Origin of the sequence: Reyranella massiliensis 521 (assembly GCF_000312425.1) — a bacterium.
In the GTDB taxonomy this organism is placed as follows: domain Bacteria; phylum Pseudomonadota; class Alphaproteobacteria; order Reyranellales; family Reyranellaceae; genus Reyranella; species Reyranella massiliensis.
The window spans coordinates 3162907-3180194 of sequence record NZ_HE997181.1; the positions used below are offsets into that span (position 1 = coordinate 3162907).

At 65.4% G+C, this 17288-nt stretch carries 16 protein-coding genes; 13 read left to right on the forward strand and 3 right to left on the reverse strand.

The features are described from left to right. Positions 1-42 precede the first annotated feature (42 nt). Genes BN60_RS15490 through BN60_RS15520 form a run of 7 tightly spaced genes read left to right on the forward strand, consistent with a single transcriptional unit; the run spans position 43 to position 6695 of the window. Positions 43-1080: a 2Fe-2S iron-sulfur cluster-binding protein gene (locus BN60_RS15490; protein WP_020697005.1), complete on the forward strand. Its 1038-nt coding sequence runs from the start codon at positions 43-45 to the stop codon at positions 1078-1080. After that, positions 1077-2009, forward strand: a complete 933-nt coding sequence (locus tag BN60_RS15495; protein WP_020697006.1) for an SDR family NAD(P)-dependent oxidoreductase — start codon at positions 1077-1079, stop codon at positions 2007-2009. The genes BN60_RS15490 and BN60_RS15495 overlap by 4 nt, the downstream gene beginning before the upstream one ends. Before the next feature lie 11 nt (positions 2010-2020). After that, positions 2021-2728: a Phenylacetic acid catabolic protein gene (locus BN60_RS15500; protein ID WP_020697007.1), complete on the forward strand. Its 708-nt coding sequence runs from the start codon at positions 2021-2023 to the stop codon at positions 2726-2728. Then, a complete protein-coding gene (locus BN60_RS15505) occupies positions 2725-3282 on the forward strand; it encodes a hypothetical protein (protein WP_020697008.1) in 558 nt (185 codons plus the stop codon). The genes BN60_RS15500 and BN60_RS15505 overlap by 4 nt, the downstream gene beginning before the upstream one ends. A gap of 11 nt (positions 3283-3293) precedes the next feature. Next, positions 3294-4130, forward strand: coding sequence for an alpha/beta fold hydrolase (locus tag BN60_RS15510; RefSeq protein ID WP_020697009.1), 837 nt, complete (start codon positions 3294-3296; stop codon positions 4128-4130). A gap of 19 nt (positions 4131-4149) precedes the next feature. Continuing rightward, positions 4150-5148 (forward strand): D-cysteate sulfo-lyase, encoded by a 999-nt coding sequence (gene cuyA, locus BN60_RS15515; RefSeq protein ID WP_043283974.1) that lies wholly within the window; start codon positions 4150-4152, stop codon positions 5146-5148. A gap of 11 nt (positions 5149-5159) precedes the next feature. Next, positions 5160-6695, forward strand: a complete 1536-nt coding sequence (locus BN60_RS15520; RefSeq protein ID WP_020697011.1) for a M81 family metallopeptidase — start codon at positions 5160-5162, stop codon at positions 6693-6695. A 39-nt stretch (positions 6696-6734) separates the two neighbouring features. Here the strand turns inward: BN60_RS15520 and BN60_RS15525 are convergent, their stop codons facing one another. The 3 genes from BN60_RS15525 to BN60_RS15535 form a co-directional block, all read right to left on the reverse strand. Next, on the reverse strand, positions 6735-7598 hold the full coding sequence (locus tag BN60_RS15525; RefSeq protein WP_020697012.1) for a crotonase/enoyl-CoA hydratase family protein: 864 nt from the start codon (positions 7596-7598) through the stop codon (positions 6735-6737). Further along, a complete protein-coding gene (locus tag BN60_RS15530; RefSeq protein ID WP_020697013.1) occupies positions 7591-8259 on the reverse strand; it encodes a TetR/AcrR family transcriptional regulator in 669 nt (222 codons plus the stop codon). Before BN60_RS15530 ends, BN60_RS15525 begins: the two co-directional genes overlap by 8 nt. 217 nt (positions 8260-8476) lie before the next feature. Continuing rightward, positions 8477-9355 (reverse strand): pirin family protein, encoded by an 879-nt coding sequence (locus BN60_RS15535; RefSeq protein ID WP_020697014.1) that lies wholly within the window; start codon positions 9353-9355, stop codon positions 8477-8479. A gap of 38 nt (positions 9356-9393) precedes the next feature. Between BN60_RS15535 and BN60_RS15540 the strand changes: the two genes are divergently transcribed. The 6 genes from BN60_RS15540 (at position 9394) to BN60_RS15565 (ending at position 17287) form a co-directional block, all read left to right on the forward strand. Further along, positions 9394-10863: an acetate--CoA ligase family protein gene (locus BN60_RS15540; protein WP_020697015.1), complete on the forward strand. Its 1470-nt coding sequence runs from the start codon at positions 9394-9396 to the stop codon at positions 10861-10863. A gap of 205 nt (positions 10864-11068) precedes the next feature. Next, on the forward strand, positions 11069-12484 hold the full coding sequence (locus BN60_RS30420; RefSeq protein ID WP_083856131.1) for a M23 family metallopeptidase: 1416 nt from the start codon (positions 11069-11071) through the stop codon (positions 12482-12484). A gap of 131 nt (positions 12485-12615) precedes the next feature. Continuing rightward, the gene (locus tag BN60_RS15550) at positions 12616-13638 is read left to right on the forward strand and encodes an amino acid ABC transporter substrate-binding protein (protein ID WP_425357825.1); all 1023 of its coding nucleotides are present in this window, start codon (positions 12616-12618) and stop codon (positions 13636-13638) included. A gap of 119 nt (positions 13639-13757) precedes the next feature. Beyond that, the gene (locus BN60_RS15555) at positions 13758-14786 is read left to right on the forward strand and encodes an amino acid ABC transporter substrate-binding protein (RefSeq protein ID WP_043283976.1); all 1029 of its coding nucleotides are present in this window, start codon (positions 13758-13760) and stop codon (positions 14784-14786) included. A 133-nt stretch (positions 14787-14919) separates the two neighbouring features. Continuing rightward, the gene (locus BN60_RS15560; protein ID WP_020697019.1) at positions 14920-15957 is read left to right on the forward strand and encodes an amino acid ABC transporter substrate-binding protein; all 1038 of its coding nucleotides are present in this window, start codon (positions 14920-14922) and stop codon (positions 15955-15957) included. A 136-nt stretch (positions 15958-16093) separates the two neighbouring features. Beyond that, positions 16094-17287: an amino acid ABC transporter permease gene (locus tag BN60_RS15565; protein ID WP_020697020.1), complete on the forward strand. Its 1194-nt coding sequence runs from the start codon at positions 16094-16096 to the stop codon at positions 17285-17287. Position 17288: the final 1 nt, after the last annotated feature.

The following is a 17288-nucleotide window of genomic DNA, read 5'->3' on the forward strand; positions in this document are numbered from 1 at the left end:
ACGGCGATTGTTGGTAGATCAAACAAATTTCGCGCTGATCCGATGAGCTTCAAAGTACGAATCGCCCAGGCCGACCGAACGATCGACGTCCCGACCGGCGCCACCATCCTGGAAGCGGCGCTCGATGCCGGCATCTCCTATCCGTTCGGCTGCCAGTCCGGCAATTGCGGCGCCTGCAAGTCGCACCTCGTGAAGGGCGAGGTGACGATGGAGGGCTATTCGGAATTCGCCCTGTCCGACGAGGAGAAGGAACGCGGGCTGATCCTCGCCTGCCGCGCCGTGCCCTGGGAAGACAGCGAAGTCGCCTGGCTCGAGGAAGACGATCTGATCGTCCATCCGCGCCGCCTGCTGGCCTGCAAGGTGGTCAGCCTCGACGATGCCACGCACGACATCAAGCGCATTCGCCTCGAAATCGTTTCGGGCGGGCCGTTCGACTTCTCGGCCGGCCAGTTCGCCTCGGTCACCTTCGAGGGCTGCCCGCCGCGCGACTATTCGATGGCCAACGTGCCGGGCGATCCGATCCTCGAATTCCACATCCGTCGCACGGCCGGCGGCGCCACCAGCATGCATGTCGCGGAGAAGCTCGCGATCGGCGACAGCGTGCGGGTCGAAGGACCGTTCGGCCCCTCCTACCTGCGCGAGGCCCATCGCGGCCCGATCATCGCCGTCGCCGGCGGCTCGGGCATGGCACCGATCAAGTCGGTGATCGAGCGGGCGCTGCAGAAGGAACTGCCGCAGCACATCTACTTCTATTTCGGCGTCCGCACCGAACGCGACCTCTACCTGCACGACCATTTCGCGGCCCTGGCCGAGAAGCACAAGAATCTGCACTTCGTGCCGGTGCTGAGCGAAGCCGGCCCCTCGTCGCTGCGCAGCGGCCTGGTGCACGAGGCGGTCGCCGCCGATTTCGACGAGCTCGACGGCTGCAAGGCCTATCTCGCCGGTCCGCCGGTCATGGTCGAGGCGGCAACGCGATTGTTCGAGGACCGCGGCATGCGCCGCATCGATATCCACGCCGATGCTTTCTACACCGCCGCGGAAATGGCGAGCGCCAACAAGAAGACGGGAGCTGAACTATGACGGGCCTTCTCGAGGGACGCGCAGCAATCGTCACCGGCGCCGGCCGCGGCATCGGCCGGGCCATCGCCGAAGTCCTAGCCGCGGAAGGCGCGAGCGTGATCGTGGCCGACAATGGCGCGTCGATTGCCGGCGACGGCGGCGATCCCGAGGTGGCTCGTGAAACGGCCAAGGCAATCGGCAAGAAGGCGATTGCCTTCACGGAAAGCGTGGCCTCCCCCGGCGTCGCCAAGCAGCTCGTCGATCTCGCGGTCAAGAACTTCGGCGGCATCGACATCGTCGTGAACAACGCCGCCATCCTGCGCGACGCCTTCGTCTTCCGCGCCGATCCCGGCGACTGGGATGCGGTGATCCGCACCAACCTGTCGGCTGCCTTCTACCTGATCAACGCCGCGTCGGGCGTGATGCGCGACCAGGGCAAGGCCGGTCGCGGCGGAAAAGACGGCTACGACTGGGGCCGCATCGTCAACATCGTCTCCTCGGCCGGTCTTTACGGCAATCTCGGCCAGGCGGCCTATGCCAGCGCCAAGGCCGGCCTGTTCGGCCTGACGCGCGTGACGGCGATGGACCTCGCCCGCGCGCAGATCACCGCCAATGCCGTAGCGCCGTTTGCGCGCACGCGCGTGACCGACATCATCCAGCCCGCCAACGAGGCGCAGAAGACCTACAAGGAACGCGCGCTGAAGATCGGCGCCCATCACGTCGCCAACCTCGTAACGGCGCTGTGCTCGCCGGCCGGCAAGGGCATCACCGGCCAGTTGCTGGGCGTGCGCGGCCGCGAGGTCTTCCTGTTCGGCCAGCCGCGGCCCGTTGCCAAACTCGAAGCCGGCGCCGCGTCGAGCCTCGCCGAGGATCTGTCCACCAAGCTCGGCGGTCAGTTCACCGACCTCACCACCGATCTCGAAGCCTTCAATACCGAACCTCTCGTCTGAGGAGCGCGACCATGACCCAGCCGATCATCGTCAAGACCGTCGAAGAGCTGAAGGACGCCCCCGAAGAATATCGCGAGGCCGTGGGCAAGCTGGTGATCAGCCACGCCATCAACGAACTCTATGGCGCGCAGGTGTTCGACGAGCCGGCGATTGCCTATGCGCCGACGCCCTACGCCAAGTGGCTGACCTGCCGTGTCGCCATGGAAGAGTACGGCCATCACGTCCGGTTCAAGCAGCTCGGCGTGCAGATGGGCATACCCGAGGAACGCATGATCCCCGGTGCCGGCAAGCGCCCGCTCTCGATCTTCGAGTTCCCGCTCAAGACCTGGGAGGAGTTCGTCGCCATCAAGCTGCTGGCCGACCTCGCCGAAATCCTGCAGGTCGAGGACCTCCTGCACTGCACCTTCCATCCGCTGCGCAACCTGGCGCGCGCCACCATGCCGGAGGAGCGTTTCCACGCGCAGTTCGGCGAGGATTTCACTGCCGAGCTGGTCAAGACTCCCGAAGGCAAGGCCAGGCTGCAGGCCGCCGTCGACGAGTACTTCCCCTACCTGCCGTCCTTCTTCGGCGGCTCCAAGTCGAGGAACAACGAGATCTTCCGCAAGTGGAACATCAAGCAGCGCACCAACGACGAAATGCGCGCCGACTTCATGACGCGCGCGACCGAGGTCGCCGCCAAGTACGGCCTCACGCTGCCGGAGGTCCGGCAGGCCGCGTGACGCCCGCCGCCGACCTGCCGCTCGCCCCGCTCGACAGGCTGAGAGCGGAAGCGCGTGCCGCGTCGTGGTTCGCCGCCCTCGGCGAACCCTTGATCGCAGGCGACCTCGCCGACGCCGAGGCCTACGTCGCCGCGCTGAACCTCGGCGACCTTTCGATAGACCGGGCACATGATTGGCCCGAAGCGGAACGGCTCCTGAAGTCACCGGACTGGTCATCCGCCTGGTGGGATCGTGAAGAGACCCTGCGACGCACGCTGCTGGGACAGGCGGAAACACTCCATAGAGAGCGGGAACTCTGGACGGCGCTCACCGAACTCACCACCGACGTCGGCGAATTCGTGCACGGCAAGGCAGCCACCGCCGCGGCTCGCATGGGGGACGCCGCCAAGGCCTCCGTTCACGTCGCAGCCGGAGCGGCTTCGCAGGCGGTCTATCAACTCGCCGTCGCGCGGATGGCCGGCGAAACGGCATCGCTCTTCGAAAGCAAGTTCCGTCTGTTCGCCGCCGGCCGCTGGCCGCTCGGTGTCGTGGGCACTAGGCTGGTCCTCTTCTGAGAGGATTTGGTATGTCTTCCTATGCTGCGCCTCCGCGCGCGACCGGCCGACTGAAGCGCCCCTTCGGCACTCTTTACTATGAAGTCACCGGCAGCGGTCCTGCATTGCTGTTCGCCCATGGGCTCGGCGGCAATCACCTGAGCTGGTGGCAGCAGGTCGCGCACTTCGCGCCGCACTACACCTGTGTGACGTTCGCGCACCGCGGCTTTGCGCCCTCCGATGCGATCCCAGACGGCCCCGACCCGGCGGACTATGCCGGTGACCTTGCTGCTCTCATCGAGCATCTGGAGCTTCCCGATGTCCGACTGGTGGGACAGTCGATGGGCGGCTGGACGATGCTCGAATACGCGCTCGCCCATCCCGATACGGTTAAGGCGCTGGTGTTGAGTTCGACGTCCGGCACGCTCGACCGTCGCGGCAGCGATCCGTCGGGCGGGCGCGATTACGATGCGTGGCTGAAGGACGCCGACGCCAAGATTGCCGACGGCATGGCCAAAGGCATTCATCCGGCTGTCGGCGTATCGGCTGCCGAACGTTGGCCGGCGCTTCACCTTCTCTACCGCAGCATCGACGAGATGGCCGGTGCGCTCGACAAGGCGAAACTGCGCGAGGGCCTGCGCCGCACGGCAACGCGCACGCTCGCCGACCTGAAGGCGTTCCGCGTGCCGACCTTGCTGATCGCCGGCGGCGAAGACACGGTCTTCCCAGCTTTCCTCGCAAGCGCCATCGCGGCAAACCTGCCCTGCGGCGAAGCCGAGATAATCTCGGACTCCGGCCACTCGCCATACTTCGAGCAGGCCGCTACGTTCAACGCACGGGTCGACGCGTTCCTCGCGCGACAGCGCTGACAAAAAGGGGAATGAGTTGTTGCAGCTTGGTCGTTTTCCACGCGTCCGTCTTGGGCACCTGCCGACGCCGCTCGAACCCATGACACGCCTCACCGACCGGCTCGGCGGCCCGCGCCTCTGGATCAAGCGCGACGACTGCACCGGACTAGCGACCGGCGGCAACAAGACCCGCAAGCTCGAATACCTGGTCGCCGATGCCGTGAGCCAAGGCGCCGATACGCTGATCACCCTGGGCGCGCTTCAATCGAACCATGCCCGGCAAACCGCAGCGGCGGCCGCCAAGCTAGGCCTGAAATGCGTTCTCGTCCTCGAAGAGCGTGTCTCGCAGCCGACCGACGCCTATCGCCACAACGGCAATATCCTGCTCGACCGGCTGCTCGGAGCGACGCTGAAGTACGTGCCGCGCGATACACAGATGGCGGAAGCCGGCGAACGCGCGGCGGACGACGTACGCCGCGCCGGCGGCAAGCCCTACATCATCCCGGTCGGCGGCTCGAACCCGATCGGCGCGCTGGGCTATGTCGGCTGCGCCGTAGAAATCCTGCAGCAGGCAGCCGATCTCGGCATCCGCGTCGACCGGGTTGTCCATGCCACGGGCAGCAACGGTACGCAGGCCGGCCTGGTCGCCGGCTTCGACGGCGTGCGAAGCGGCGTGCGTGTGCTCGGCATCACCGTCGGCCGGTCCCGCAGCGTCCAGGAGAAGGGTGTTGCCGCCCTGGTCGACGAGACCTGGGTGCATCTCGGCCTCAAGGGCGCGGCGCCGCACGACAATATCGAAGCCAATGACGGCTATTTCGGCGAGGCCTATGGCGTGCCGACGCCGGCCATGAAGGAAGCGGTCCAGCTCCTGGCCGAAACCGAGTCCCTGCTGCTGGACCCTGTTTATTCCGGCAAGGCGATGTCGGGCCTGATCGACCTGATCCGCAAGGGCACGTTCGGCAAAGACGAAAACATCGTGTTCATTCACACGGGCGGCCAGGCCGGACTCTTTGCCTACGAACCCGCTTTCGCGGCCTGAGGGAGGAGACTGTGTCCAGGGACAATCCGCGGATCGCCGTTCTCGGCTTCGCCATCGAGTGCAATCGGTTCGCGCCGGTCACGACGGCGGAAGATTTCGAGCATGACGCCGACATCCGCGGCAACCGCATCGTGAGCGAAGCCCGCTCGGGCAAGTCGATCACCCTGCCCGACCTGCCGGGCTTCTTTACGGAGATGGACCGCACCGGCGACTGGACACCCGTCCCGCTGCGCGTCGCCCTCGCCCAGCCCGGCGGCCCGGTCGAGGAGAACTTCTTCAAAGCCTATCTTACCGAGATCGAGGCCAGCCTGAAATCGGTGCTGCCGGTCGACGGCATCTTCGTTGCCTGCCATGGCGCGGCGCTGGCCGAAGGCACGGATGATCCCGACGGCGACCTGTTCGAACTGCTGCGCCGCGTGGCCGGCCCCGATGTGCCGATCGCCGCGGTGTTCGACCTGCACGCCAACGTCTCGCGCCGGATGACCGACAATCTCGACGTCTTCGTGGGCTATCTGGAGAACCCGCACATCGACATCTACGAGCGCGGCGTCGAAGCGGCCAAGCACATGCGCGAGCTGCTGGCGGGAACGCGCACGGCTGTCGAGATGGTCAAGATTCCGCTGGTGCCGCCGCAGATCGCCCTGCTGACGGCGCGCGGCCCCTACGCCGATCTGATCAAGTACGGCCAAACCAAGGTCGGCGGCGATATCCTGAACGTGTCGGTGATGGCCGGCTTTGCCTACAGCGACAGCCCGAAGAACGGCCTCACCGCCGTGGTGACGGCGCGCAACGGCAATCGCCAGGCCGCCGCCGACCTGTCGCTCGATATCGCCAAGCGCGCCTGGGGCATGAAAGAGCGCTTCAAGCGCGCAATGATGTCGCTGGGCGATGCCGTCCAGCTCGCCGTCTCGGTCGGCCGCGACCGACGTCGCAAGCCGATCATTCTCGCAGACGTCGCCGACAATCCCGGCGGCGGCGGTCGCGGCAACACGACCTATCTGCTGCGCGCGCTCAAGGGCGGCAAGGCGCAGGGTGTCTTCTTCGGCGTCTTCAACGACGCCGCCCTCGCCGCCAAGGCGCACGAGCTGGGCGAAGGCGCGATCTTCACGGCCTCGTTCAACACCCAGGAACACCAGGAATTCTCGCTGCCCTTCGACTGCGAAGCGAAGGTCATCAAGCTGTCGGACGGCAAGTTCGTCGGCCGTCGCGGCGTGCTGAGAAATGTCTCGTCCGACATGGGCCCATCGGCGCTGCTCGACCTCGGCGGCATCCTGGTGGTGGTCATCAGCATCCGCTGCCAGTGCATGGACCCGCGCCAGTTCGAGATCTTCGACCTCGACATCTCCCAGGCGAGGGTTGTGGTCGTGAAGAGCCGCGGCCATTTCCGCGGCGGATTCGACGAGTTTTTCAAGCCCGAACAGATCTACGAAGTGGACTGCCCGGGCTTGACGTCCCCGGTCCTGGCGAACTTCACCTGGACCAAGCTACCGCGGCCGGTCTACCCGCTCGACGAGGAGACGACCTGGAGTCCACCCGAACGGGGTTAGGATCCGCGTTGCCGAAGGAGGTTCCGGCAAGCACCCCGGTCACGCCTCCGGGATAGGGCCGCCGCCGTTCGGCATCGGTCGACCGGAGTCGCGCCATTCGACGGCCGCGTGAAAACCGCGCTGTTCCGCGAACTCCTTGAACCAGCGCCCCTCGGCCGAGTGGCGCGTGATGCCGTCGAACAGCGTCGCCAGCGTTTGCGTCGAGCGCAGCCCCATATTGTCGAGGGCCTGATTAACCATCAGCTTCTGCATCGCCAGATGATTGGTGGGCACCGAAGCGATTCGGTCGGCGAGCGCTTCGACCCGCGCGTCGAGCTGATCGGCCGGCACGGCTTCGAGCACGAGCCCCCATTCGGCCGCCGTACGGCCGTCGATCTTATCGCCGGTCAACAGCATGCGCTTGGCGCGCTCGACACCCAGGCGATAGACCCACATCGCCGTTGTCGGGCATCCCCAGATGCGCGCCGGCATGTAACCGATCTTGGCATCCTCGGCCATGACCACCAGATCGCAACTCAGCGCGATGTCGCTGCCGCCGGCGACAGCGTAGCCGTGAATCTTGCAGATCGACGGCGTGAGCGAGCGGAACAATGAGAAGAAGTCCTCGGTATTGCGGCTCATCCCGCGATAGTCGCGAATCGCATCCCACGAGGGACCGACCTGGTTCCACTCGCTGTTGCCTTCCTCGGCGAACTTCTTCAGGTCATAGCCCGCACAGAAAGCGGGACCATCCCCGGCGAGGATGATGACGTGCACGTCGGGATCTGCGTCGGCGCGCTCGACCGCCGCGCGAATCTCGCGAGGCATGCGATCGTCGATGGCGTTGAGCCGGTCGGGTCGCGAAAGCGTAATGTAAGCCTTGCGGTCCCGCGATTCGTAACGAAGCGTCTGAAAGTCAGTCATTGATGGCCTTTCTGGGTTTGGACGCGGTCGACGAAATCCGGGCTGTCGGCTTTTGATCCAGCAGAAGACGAACGACCCTGATCCATTCTTCAAGCAGGTGGTTGCGATGCGCGCGATTGCGGCGCAGCACACCGGCCAGAGCGAGGCCGCGCACGAACTCGATCGTCAGAGCGGCGACGGTTGTATAGGCGGGGTGCTCGCGCAACGGCCCGAAGAGGTCGCCGACGACGCGTTCGAGATCGCGGCGCGCACGGCTTTCGGCGACGCGAAGGCTTGCGTGCAACTGCTGATCGGTTCGGGCCACGGCCCACAGCTCCAGTTCGGCCAGATAGGCCGGCTGGGCGAAGGCATCGGCCAGGGCGCGGGTCGCGCGGTCGATCGGATCGACGATATCGGTATGAGACGCCTGCGCGTCGCGCGCGGCGCTCTCGTTGCGACGCACCAGTTCGTCGACCGTCGCCGCCAGCAACTCTGCATGGGTCGGAAAGTGGTGAAGCAGCGCACCACGGCTCACCCCGGCGCGCTTCTGGACGGCGACCGTCGTGGTTGCCGCAGTACCCTCTTCCACGAGCGAAGCAACCGCCGCATCGAGGATCCGCCGATGCGTCGCCTCGTGCCGAGAAGCACGGGTTGAAAGACCGGATTTCCTTTTTGCCGCCATGCGCTATGGCCCTTGTTGTCTAACAGTCACTCCTGACTGTCAAAAATCATCTGACGGTCAAGAGTGACTGTCAAGCCATGCGCCTATGGCCGAGCCCGCCCGCGCCGGCTTCGAGCGTCCTGCTTTCCTTAGCTTTCCCTCAGGTCGCAGCGCTCCCGGCACGTCCCCGAGGCAAACGCCTGCACCTGCCGGGCCGTCCTCGCCCCGCCGATGCGCCTCAGCGATCGGGCAGCGGGATGAATTCGTCGTCGCCCGGAACCTTGCCCATGCGCTGGTCGCGCCAGTCCGCCTTGGCCTTCTCGATCCGCTCCTTGTCCGAGGAAACGAAGTTCCACCAGATATGACGCGGCCCGTCCATGGTGGCACCGCCCAGCAGCATGGCCTTCGCACCCTGTGGCCCGGCAATCGCCTCGACGGTCTGCCCCGGCGCCAGCACCGCAAGATCGCCGACCAGAAGCTGGCGATCGCCGACCGTCAGCGCGCCGTCGGCAATGTAGACCGCACGCTCCTGATGGTCCGGCGTGACCGTGAGCTTGGCGCCGGCCGCCGCTTCGACGCCGACATAGAAGATCGGCGAGAAATGCGTGGTGGGCGCAATGCGGCCGGCATAGGTGCCGACGATCAGCCGCTGCGCCGTACCGCCCTCCTGCCAGGCCGGCAGCCGCGCCGCCTCGACATGCTCGAAGGCGGGAGCGGTTTCCTCGTGCGTCTTGGGCAGCGCCACCCAGGTCTGGACGCCGTGCATGCGAAAGCCGGTGGCGCGCATCTCGGGTTCGGTGCGCTCGCTGTGCACGATGCCGCTGCCGGCCGTCATCCAGTTGACGTCGCCCGGCCGAATCGCCTGCGCATAGCCCAGGCTGTCGCGATGAAAGATCCCGCCATCGAACAGATACGTGACTGTGGCGAGGCCGATATGGGGATGCGGCCGCACTTCCATGCCGCCACCGACCGGCACGTCCATCGGTCCGAAATGGTCGAGGAAGATGAACGGCCCGACCATCCGGCGCTTCACGCTGGGCAGTACGCGCCGCACGGCGAAGCCGCCGCCGAGATCGTGGGCCCGGCCCTGCACCAGCAACTCGATCGGATCGGACATCTTGTTCTCCCTCTACGCCTGTGCTGCAACGACCGGCCATGACCGATCCCGTACGCGACCTCTCGCCATTCTTCGCGCCCAGCAGCGTCGCTGTCGTCGGCGCGGGCGAGCGCCCTACCTCGTCAGGCGGCGCCGTCATGCAGATGCTCCGCCAAGCCGGTTATGGCGGAAGGGTCGTGCCGGTCAATCCCAGGGGCGGCACGATATTCGGTTACGAATCGGTGACCTCTATCTCGGCAATCGACCGGCCGGTCGATCTCGCAGTGATCGTCATCCGGCCCGAGGCCATCCTCGACGCCGTCGGCGAGGCCGCCGATCGCGGCATCCGTAACCTGCTGATCCTTCCGGGCGGGTTTGCGGAAGCGGGCCCGGTCGGTGTGGCGCGCAATGAAGCGCTGCTCACGCTGGCCGCCCGGCGCGGTCTCACGGTCGCCGGGCCAAATTGCGCCGGCATCGTTCACCTCGATCCGGCACGGCGCTTTGCCGCCACCTTCCTGCGCGACCTGCCGCCGGGCAATGTCGCCGGCGCCAGGCATGGGCTCGCCTTTATCTCGCAGTCCGGCGCCCTGGCCGAAGAGTTCATCGACAAGGCCAATGCACGCGGTCTGCCGTTGATGTCGGTCGTCTCGGTCGGCAATGCGGTGCACCTGGGGGTCGAGGACTATCTCGGCTGGCTGGGTGACCGGCCGGAGATCGGAGCTGCGCTGCTCTATGTCGAATCGATCGACGACCACGAGCGTTTCCGGGCCATCGCGCGACAAGTGGCGGCGAAGAAGCCCGTCGTGGCGTTGTTCGGCGGCCGCACCGAGATCGGCGGCCGGGCGGCAGGCGCCCATACCGGCGCGGTCGCCAACGACGATGCCGCCATCGAAGCTTTCTGTGCCTCCTGCGGCATCGTCCGCGTCACCAGCCTGCGGCGGCTGCTGATCGCGGCCAAGGCGTTCGGCTGCTTTCCGCAGGGCCTGGGCCGCCGAGCCCTGATCCTCTCAAACTCGGGTGGGCCCGGTGTGCTTTGCGCCGACCGCGCCGCCCTCGAAGGGCTCGACCTGGCGGCCCTGCCGCCGGAAATGGGCGACGTGCTGCGCCAGCAGCTGCCGGCCGAAGCTTCGGTCGCCAATCCGGTCGACCTGCTGGCCGATGCTCGCGAGGATAGGTTCGGACTGACCCTGGAAGCCGCGATGACTCATGGCGCCCGTGCCTACGACATGATCCTGATGATCCATGTCGTGCCCTTCATGGTCGATGCCCAGCCGGTCATCGAGCGGCTGGCGGAGCTGGCTGCGGACGCCCGCCTACCTTTGATGCACAGCATGATGGGAACCCTGCCGGGCAAGACCGACTGGTTCGCCACGATGGAACGCACCGGAGTGCCGATGTTCAACGACGTCGAGGAAATGGCCGAAGCCGCCGGGCTGCTGGCATCCTACCCATCTCTTCGCAGTGCAGCAAACGCAGCATCCGTGAGTGATTTACCCCCTGTGACATTTAAAAGTCGAAAGACGCCTTGAGAGGAAAAATCCTTCATTAACAATTATTTAACCCCTCTTTCACGGGTGTTGCATTTTTGCAACTTTTTGTTGGACTTGTAAGTTTTCGGTGGCCAGTATTGCCCCAAGCGGGGCACGCGGGGGCATCGGCTTCGGGGGAAGGCGGTGATCGCTATCAGCCTCAGTTGTCAATGAGTAGCGTTCTAATGGAGAACGGGAGAGGCCAATGGCGTTTACGATGACGCGTCACAAACGCGCCCACCGCTGGCGAACCGTCCGCAGCTTTCTGGTAGCAACCCTCGCACTTTCCGCTGCTAGTGCAGTAGACGCCACCGGGGCGATGGCCCAGGTGAAGGCCCCGCAAAAGAAACAGCTCAAGCCGGCGCCCCAGCGGTCTGTGGCTCCCGCCCCCAGCGAAGACGTCCGGTCCTTCTCGGTAGCGGCCGAGGGCTCGGTCGCTCAACAACTTCTCACCCTCCAGGTCGACCCGGCCGATGCCGAAGCGGCCGCCACGGCCGTCAACAAGGCGCTGAGCACGCCGGAGGTGAAGGCTGCCTCGTCTGGCCGTGCCGTGCTGGAGGCCCAGGGAGCCGGCCAGCCCAAGCGGCTTGTGTCGCTTCAGCTCTATTCCAACACCTCGCTCGCCGTCGAACTCGCGCGCGGCACCGATGGCAGCTTCGGCTACAAGCTCGCCCCCAATGCCACCAGGGATGACGACGAGCGTGTTTCGAGCGTCCCCAGCACGGCTGCGGCCGCGCTCCCCGCGGGTCCCGGCGCCCGCTCGCTGGTCGCGGATTCGATCAAGACGGTCAAGGCCAGCCCGACCACCCTCGCGGGCGTGCTTGCCCCTTCCGGCGCCGCCCCGGCATCGGTCAGGGAACTCACGCAGGCCCTGGCCGGCTTCACGTCGGCATCGGCCAAGATCGACATCGTGCAGGGCCGCACGGTCGACGGCGCGCCGCGCGTGCTCGTAGCAAGTCTGAACGACGGCAAGACCCGTCAGTCCTTCTGGTGGTTTGCCCCTCCCAATCAGCCCGAGGGCTGGTTTGACGATCAGGGCAAGCGTCTGGGCGGCACGGCGCTCACCGATCCGCGGCCGGGCGCCCGCATGTCGTCGCCCTTCGGTACACGCTACTACTATGGCCGCAAGAGCGGCAGCGGCTTCCATAACGGCATCGACTACGAAGGCAAGGTCGGCGAGCCGATCTATGCGGCGGCCGATGGCGTCATCAACCACCAGGGCTGGTACTTCAACTACGGGCGCACGGTGAAGATCAGCCACGCCGAGAGCTTCGAAACGCTCTACGCCCACATGTCGCGCTTCGCCGACGGCATGGGCCCCGGCACCCGCGTCCGCAAGGGCGACCTGATCGGCTATGTCGGTTCGACCGGCCGGTCGACTGGCCCGCACCTGCACTTCTCGGTCATCGTGAACGGCCAGTTCGTCAATCCCCAGCCCTATGTCTCCGAAAATGGCGGCCACGGCGCCCTGGCCGGCGAGTCGCTGGTCGCCTACCGGCAATGGCAGGGCGAGGTGAAGCGCGCTGCCGACAAGGGCCGCAAGGGGGGCTTCTTCGGCCGGGCGGACAACGACGCCTGGTCGACCAATCCCTTCGCCTCGAACGCGGCGGACCGCCTCTAAACCGCCACAGTCGGACGTGCGCCGCCGTTGCGCGTGCGCATTGGTTCGCCTAGGAATTGCGCATCGCGCCTGAACGGCCACGCAAGGTGGCCGACGGACGCCAGAGGCAACCACGAGGGAACGAAACAATGCTGAAGAAGTATATGGCCGCCGGCGCGATCGCCGTCGGGCTGGTCGGTGTCGCCGGAACGGCGCAAGCCGGTAAGGATCTCGATGCCGTCAAGGCGCGCGGCCAGCTCATCTGTGGCGTCAGCACCGGCGTCGCAGGCTTTGCGTCGGCCGACAGCCAGGGCAAGTGGACAGGTATCGACGTCGATGTCTGCCGCGCCGTGTCGGCCGCGATCTTCGGTGATTCCGAGAAGGTGAAGTACGTGCCGACCACCGCCCAGCAGCGCTTCACGGCCCTGCAGTCGGGTGAGGTCGACCTGCTCGCCCGCACCACGACCTACACGCTGACCCGCGATACCGCGCTCGGCTTCGACTTCACCGGCGTCAACTACTACGACGGCCAGGGCTTCATGGTGAACAAGAAGCTCGGCGTGAAGAGCGCCAAGGAACTGAACGGTGCGACGGTTTGCGTGCAGCCCGGCACCACCACCGAATTGAATCTCGCCGACTACTTCCGCACCAACAAGATGACCTTCAAGCCGGTCGTCATCGAGAAGATCGAAGAAGTCCGTGCGGCCTTCTTCGCCGGCCGCTGCGACGTGTTCACCACGGACGCCTCGGGCCTCTATGCGACCCGTGCTGCCAACGCTCCGACGCCGGATGACTACATCATCCTGCCGGAGATCATCTCCAAGGAGCCGCTGGGCCCCGTCGTGCGCCACGGCGACAACCAATTCGCCGATATCGTGCGCTGGGCCCTCTACGCCATGATCGAGGCCGAGGAATACGGCATCACGTCCAAGAACGTCGACGAGATGCTGAAGTCCGAGAACCCCAGCATCAAGCGCATCCTCGGCGTCACGCCGGGCATGGGCAAGGCGCTCGGCGTCGACGAGAAGTGGGTCTACAACATCGTCAAGCAGGTCGGAAACTACGGCGAAAGCTTCGACCGCAACGTCGGCATGGGCTCGCCGCTCAAGATCGCCCGCGGCCAGAACGCGCTGTGGACCCAGGGTGGCCTGCAGTACGCCCCGCCGATCCGCTAAGACACACGCGACATCCTCACGACGAACCGCCGCCCGAAAGGGCGGCGGTTTTCATTTGGCCTATTGCAATTATTCGATGGAAGATCGAGAGGGACGTAGGGGAGCGAGTTGGGTGAGCAATGCGTAGATTGGCTGCGTGGGTCGCCATCGGGCTGGTTGTCGCCGCGTTCGGTAGCGTACGCCTGGCCCAGGCCGGCAAGGATCTGGATAACGTCAGGATACGAGGCACTCTTGCCTGCGGGCTCGGGACCGGCCTCCCGGGCTTCGAATTCCTCGACAGCCAGGGCAACTGGCGGGGCCTTGCCGTCGATGTCTGTCGCGCCGCCGCCGTCGCCCTGTTCGGCGATATCGGCAAAGTGAAATACGTGCCGACCAATGCCCAGCATCGGTTCACCGTGCTGCAGGCGGGCGAGGTCGACATGCTTCTGGGCAACGCCACCCAGACCCTCGTCCGCGATACCGCCCTCGGCCTCGACTTCACCGGCATCTACTACTACGGCGGCCAGGGTTTCATGGTGCCGAAGAAGATCGGCGTAAAGAGCGCCAGGGAGCTGAGCGGCGCATCGATCTGTGTCACCGCGGGCACCACGACGGAGCTCAATCTCGCCGACTACTTCCGCACCAACAGGATGACTTTCAAGCCGGTCATCCTCGAAAAGGTCGAGGAAGTACGGGCCGCCTTCTTCGCCGGCCGCTGCGATGTCTATACCGCCGATGTCGCGAGCCTTGCCGCGACCCGTGCGACGACCGCCGCCAATCCCGAGGACTACGCCATCCTGCCGGAGATCATCTCCAAAGACCCCGCCGGCGCGATGGTGCGCCACGGCGACAATCAATTCGCCGACATTGTGCGGTGGTCGCTCTACGCCATGATCGAGGCCGAGGAGTACGGCATCACATCCGGGAACGTCGACGAAATGCTGAAGAGCGACAATCCCGCGATCAAGCGCCTGCTCGGCGTGACACCGGGCATGGGCAAGGCGCTCGGTGTCGACGAAAAGTGGGCCTACAACATCATCAAGCAGGTCGGGAACTACGGCGAGATCTTCGAGCGCAATCTCGGCTCGGGTTCACCTCTCAAGCTGGCCCGAGGCCAGAATGCGCTGTGGACACAGGGCGGCCTGCAGTACGCCCCACCCGTCCGCTGACGGATCCGTCCGTCCCAGGTCAACAGCAATCCGCCGCCTGAAGGGGTGGCGGTTTTCATTTGGCCTATTGCTTGCAAGCGTGCCGAAGCGGAGACTGGCATCAAGGGAAAGAAATAAAAGGGGGTTTCGTTCAATGCAGGCTAGACTCATTGCGGCTGCCGTCGGCTTGGCTGCCATCGTCCTCGGTGCCACTGGTCCCGCCCACGCGGGCAAGGATCTCGACGCCGTCAAAGCGCGCGGCATGGTGAACTGCGGCGTGGGGACCGGCACCGCCGGCTATATGATCGCCGACAGCCAGGGCAAGTGGCGCGGCCTGTCGGTGGATGTCTGTCGTGCCGTCGCAGCTGCGATCTTCGGCGATGCCGAGAAAGTCAGGTACATCCCGCTCACCTCGCAGCAGCGCTTTACGGCCCTGCAGTCGGGCGAGGTCGACATGACCATGGGTAACGCGACCTACACGCTGACGCGCGATACTGCGCTCGGCTTCGATTTCACCGGCGTCTACTACTATGACGGTCAAGGCTTTCTCGTGCCGAAGAAGCTCGGTGTGAAGAGCGCCAAGGAACTGAACGGCGCCACGATCTGCGTCGCGCCCGGAACCACCACCGAGCTCAACCTCGCCGACTACTTCCGCACCAACAAGATGACCTTCAAGCCGGTCGTCATCGAGAAGGTCGACGAGATCCGGGCCGCGTTCTTCTCAGGCCGGTGCGACGTCTATACGACCGATGCCTCGAGCCTCGCCGCGACCCGGGCCGCGAACGTGCCCGCGCCACAGACGATCGACGACTACATGATCCTGCCGGAGATCATCTCCAAGGAGCCGCTGGGTCCCGTCGTGCGCCACGGCGACAATCAATTCGCCGACATCGTGCGCTGGGCCCTCTACGCCATGATCGAGGCCGAGGAATACGGCATCACGTCCAAGAACGTCGACGAAATGCTGAAGTCCGAGAACCCCAGCATCAAGCGCATCCTCGGCGTCACGCCGGGCATGGGCAAGGCGCTCGGCGTCGACGAGAAGTGGGTCTACAACATCGTCAAGCAGGTCGGAAACTACGGCGAAAGCTTCGACCGCAACGTCGGCATGGGCTCGCCGCTCAAGATCGCCCGCGGCCAGAACGCGCTGTGGACCCAGGGTGGCCTGCAATACGCCCCGCCCATCCGTTAAAAAAGGCCTGGATATCAGACCGAACGGCCTCGATTTGTCCCGTTGCAAGTGGGTAATTCCTACCTACACTGCGGTCAAATCGAGGCGAGCATGCCGAACGACGCGGGCCAACCGCGGTAGTCAGGGGGAATAGCGTATGGCAGTCGAGACACTCGGCTCTGCGCCGCGACGAACCAGAGTAGCGCCGTGGAACGATCCGGTCATCCGTGGCTGGGTGTTCCAGATCGTCGTTGTCGGTCTCGTCGGGCTTCTGGCCTGGTATCTCGTCAGCAACACCATGGAAAACCTCGCGCGCCAGAAGATCGCGAGCGGTTTCCACTATCTCGAACGCGAGGCTGGCTTCGAGATCGGCGATACGATGATCGAGTATTCGCCGGCCAGCACCTACGCCCGTGCGATCTGGGTCGGCATCCTCAATACGCTGCGTGTCGCCGTCCTCGGGATCATCCTGTCGACCCTCCTCGGCACCCTGATCGGTGTCGGAAGGCTATCCCCCAACTGGTTGTTGAGCCGCATCTGCTCCTGGTACGTCGAGGCCTTCCGCAACGTGCCGCTGCTGCTCTGGCTGTTCCTGTTCTACAAGCTGATCAGCGAGGCTTTCCCCGGACCGCGCCAGGCGATCTCCATGCTGTGGAACTCGGTGTTCCTCAGCAATCGCGGCGTCTACTTCCCTGTACCGATGGCCGACCCGATCCATAAGTGGATGGGCTTGGCGTTCCTGGTCGGCATCGCGGCTGCGTTCTTCATCAATCGCTGGGCCAAGAAGCGCCAGGCCGCAACAGGCCAGCCCTTCCCGATCATGTCGGTGACGCTCGGCGCCATCATCGGCCTTCCCTTCCTGGTTTGGCTGGCCGGCGGTGCGCCCAGCCACATGAGCTGGCCGGAGCTCAAGGGCTTCAACTTCGTGGGCGGCACCGTCATCCAGCCGGAGTTCACCGCCCTGCTGGTCGGCCTGGTGCTCTACACCTCGGCCTTCGTCGCCGAGATCGTGCGCTCGGGCATCCTCGCCCTGCACAAGGGCCAAAGCGAAGCCGCCGCGGCCCTCGGCCTGTCGCGCGGCCAGTCCATGCGTCTGGTGCTGCTGCCGCAGGCGCTGCGCGTCATCGTGCCGCCGATGACCAGCCAGTATCTCAACATCACCAAGAACAGCTCGCTGGCCATCGCCATCGGCTATCCCGACCTGGTCGCCTCCGTGAACGTCACGATCAACCAGACCGGCCAGGCGATCGAGAACGTCCTGATCATCATGGCGGCCTATCTCTCGGTCAGCCTGTCGATCTCGGCGTTCATGAACTGGTACAACAAACGCATCGCCCTGACGGAGCGCTGAG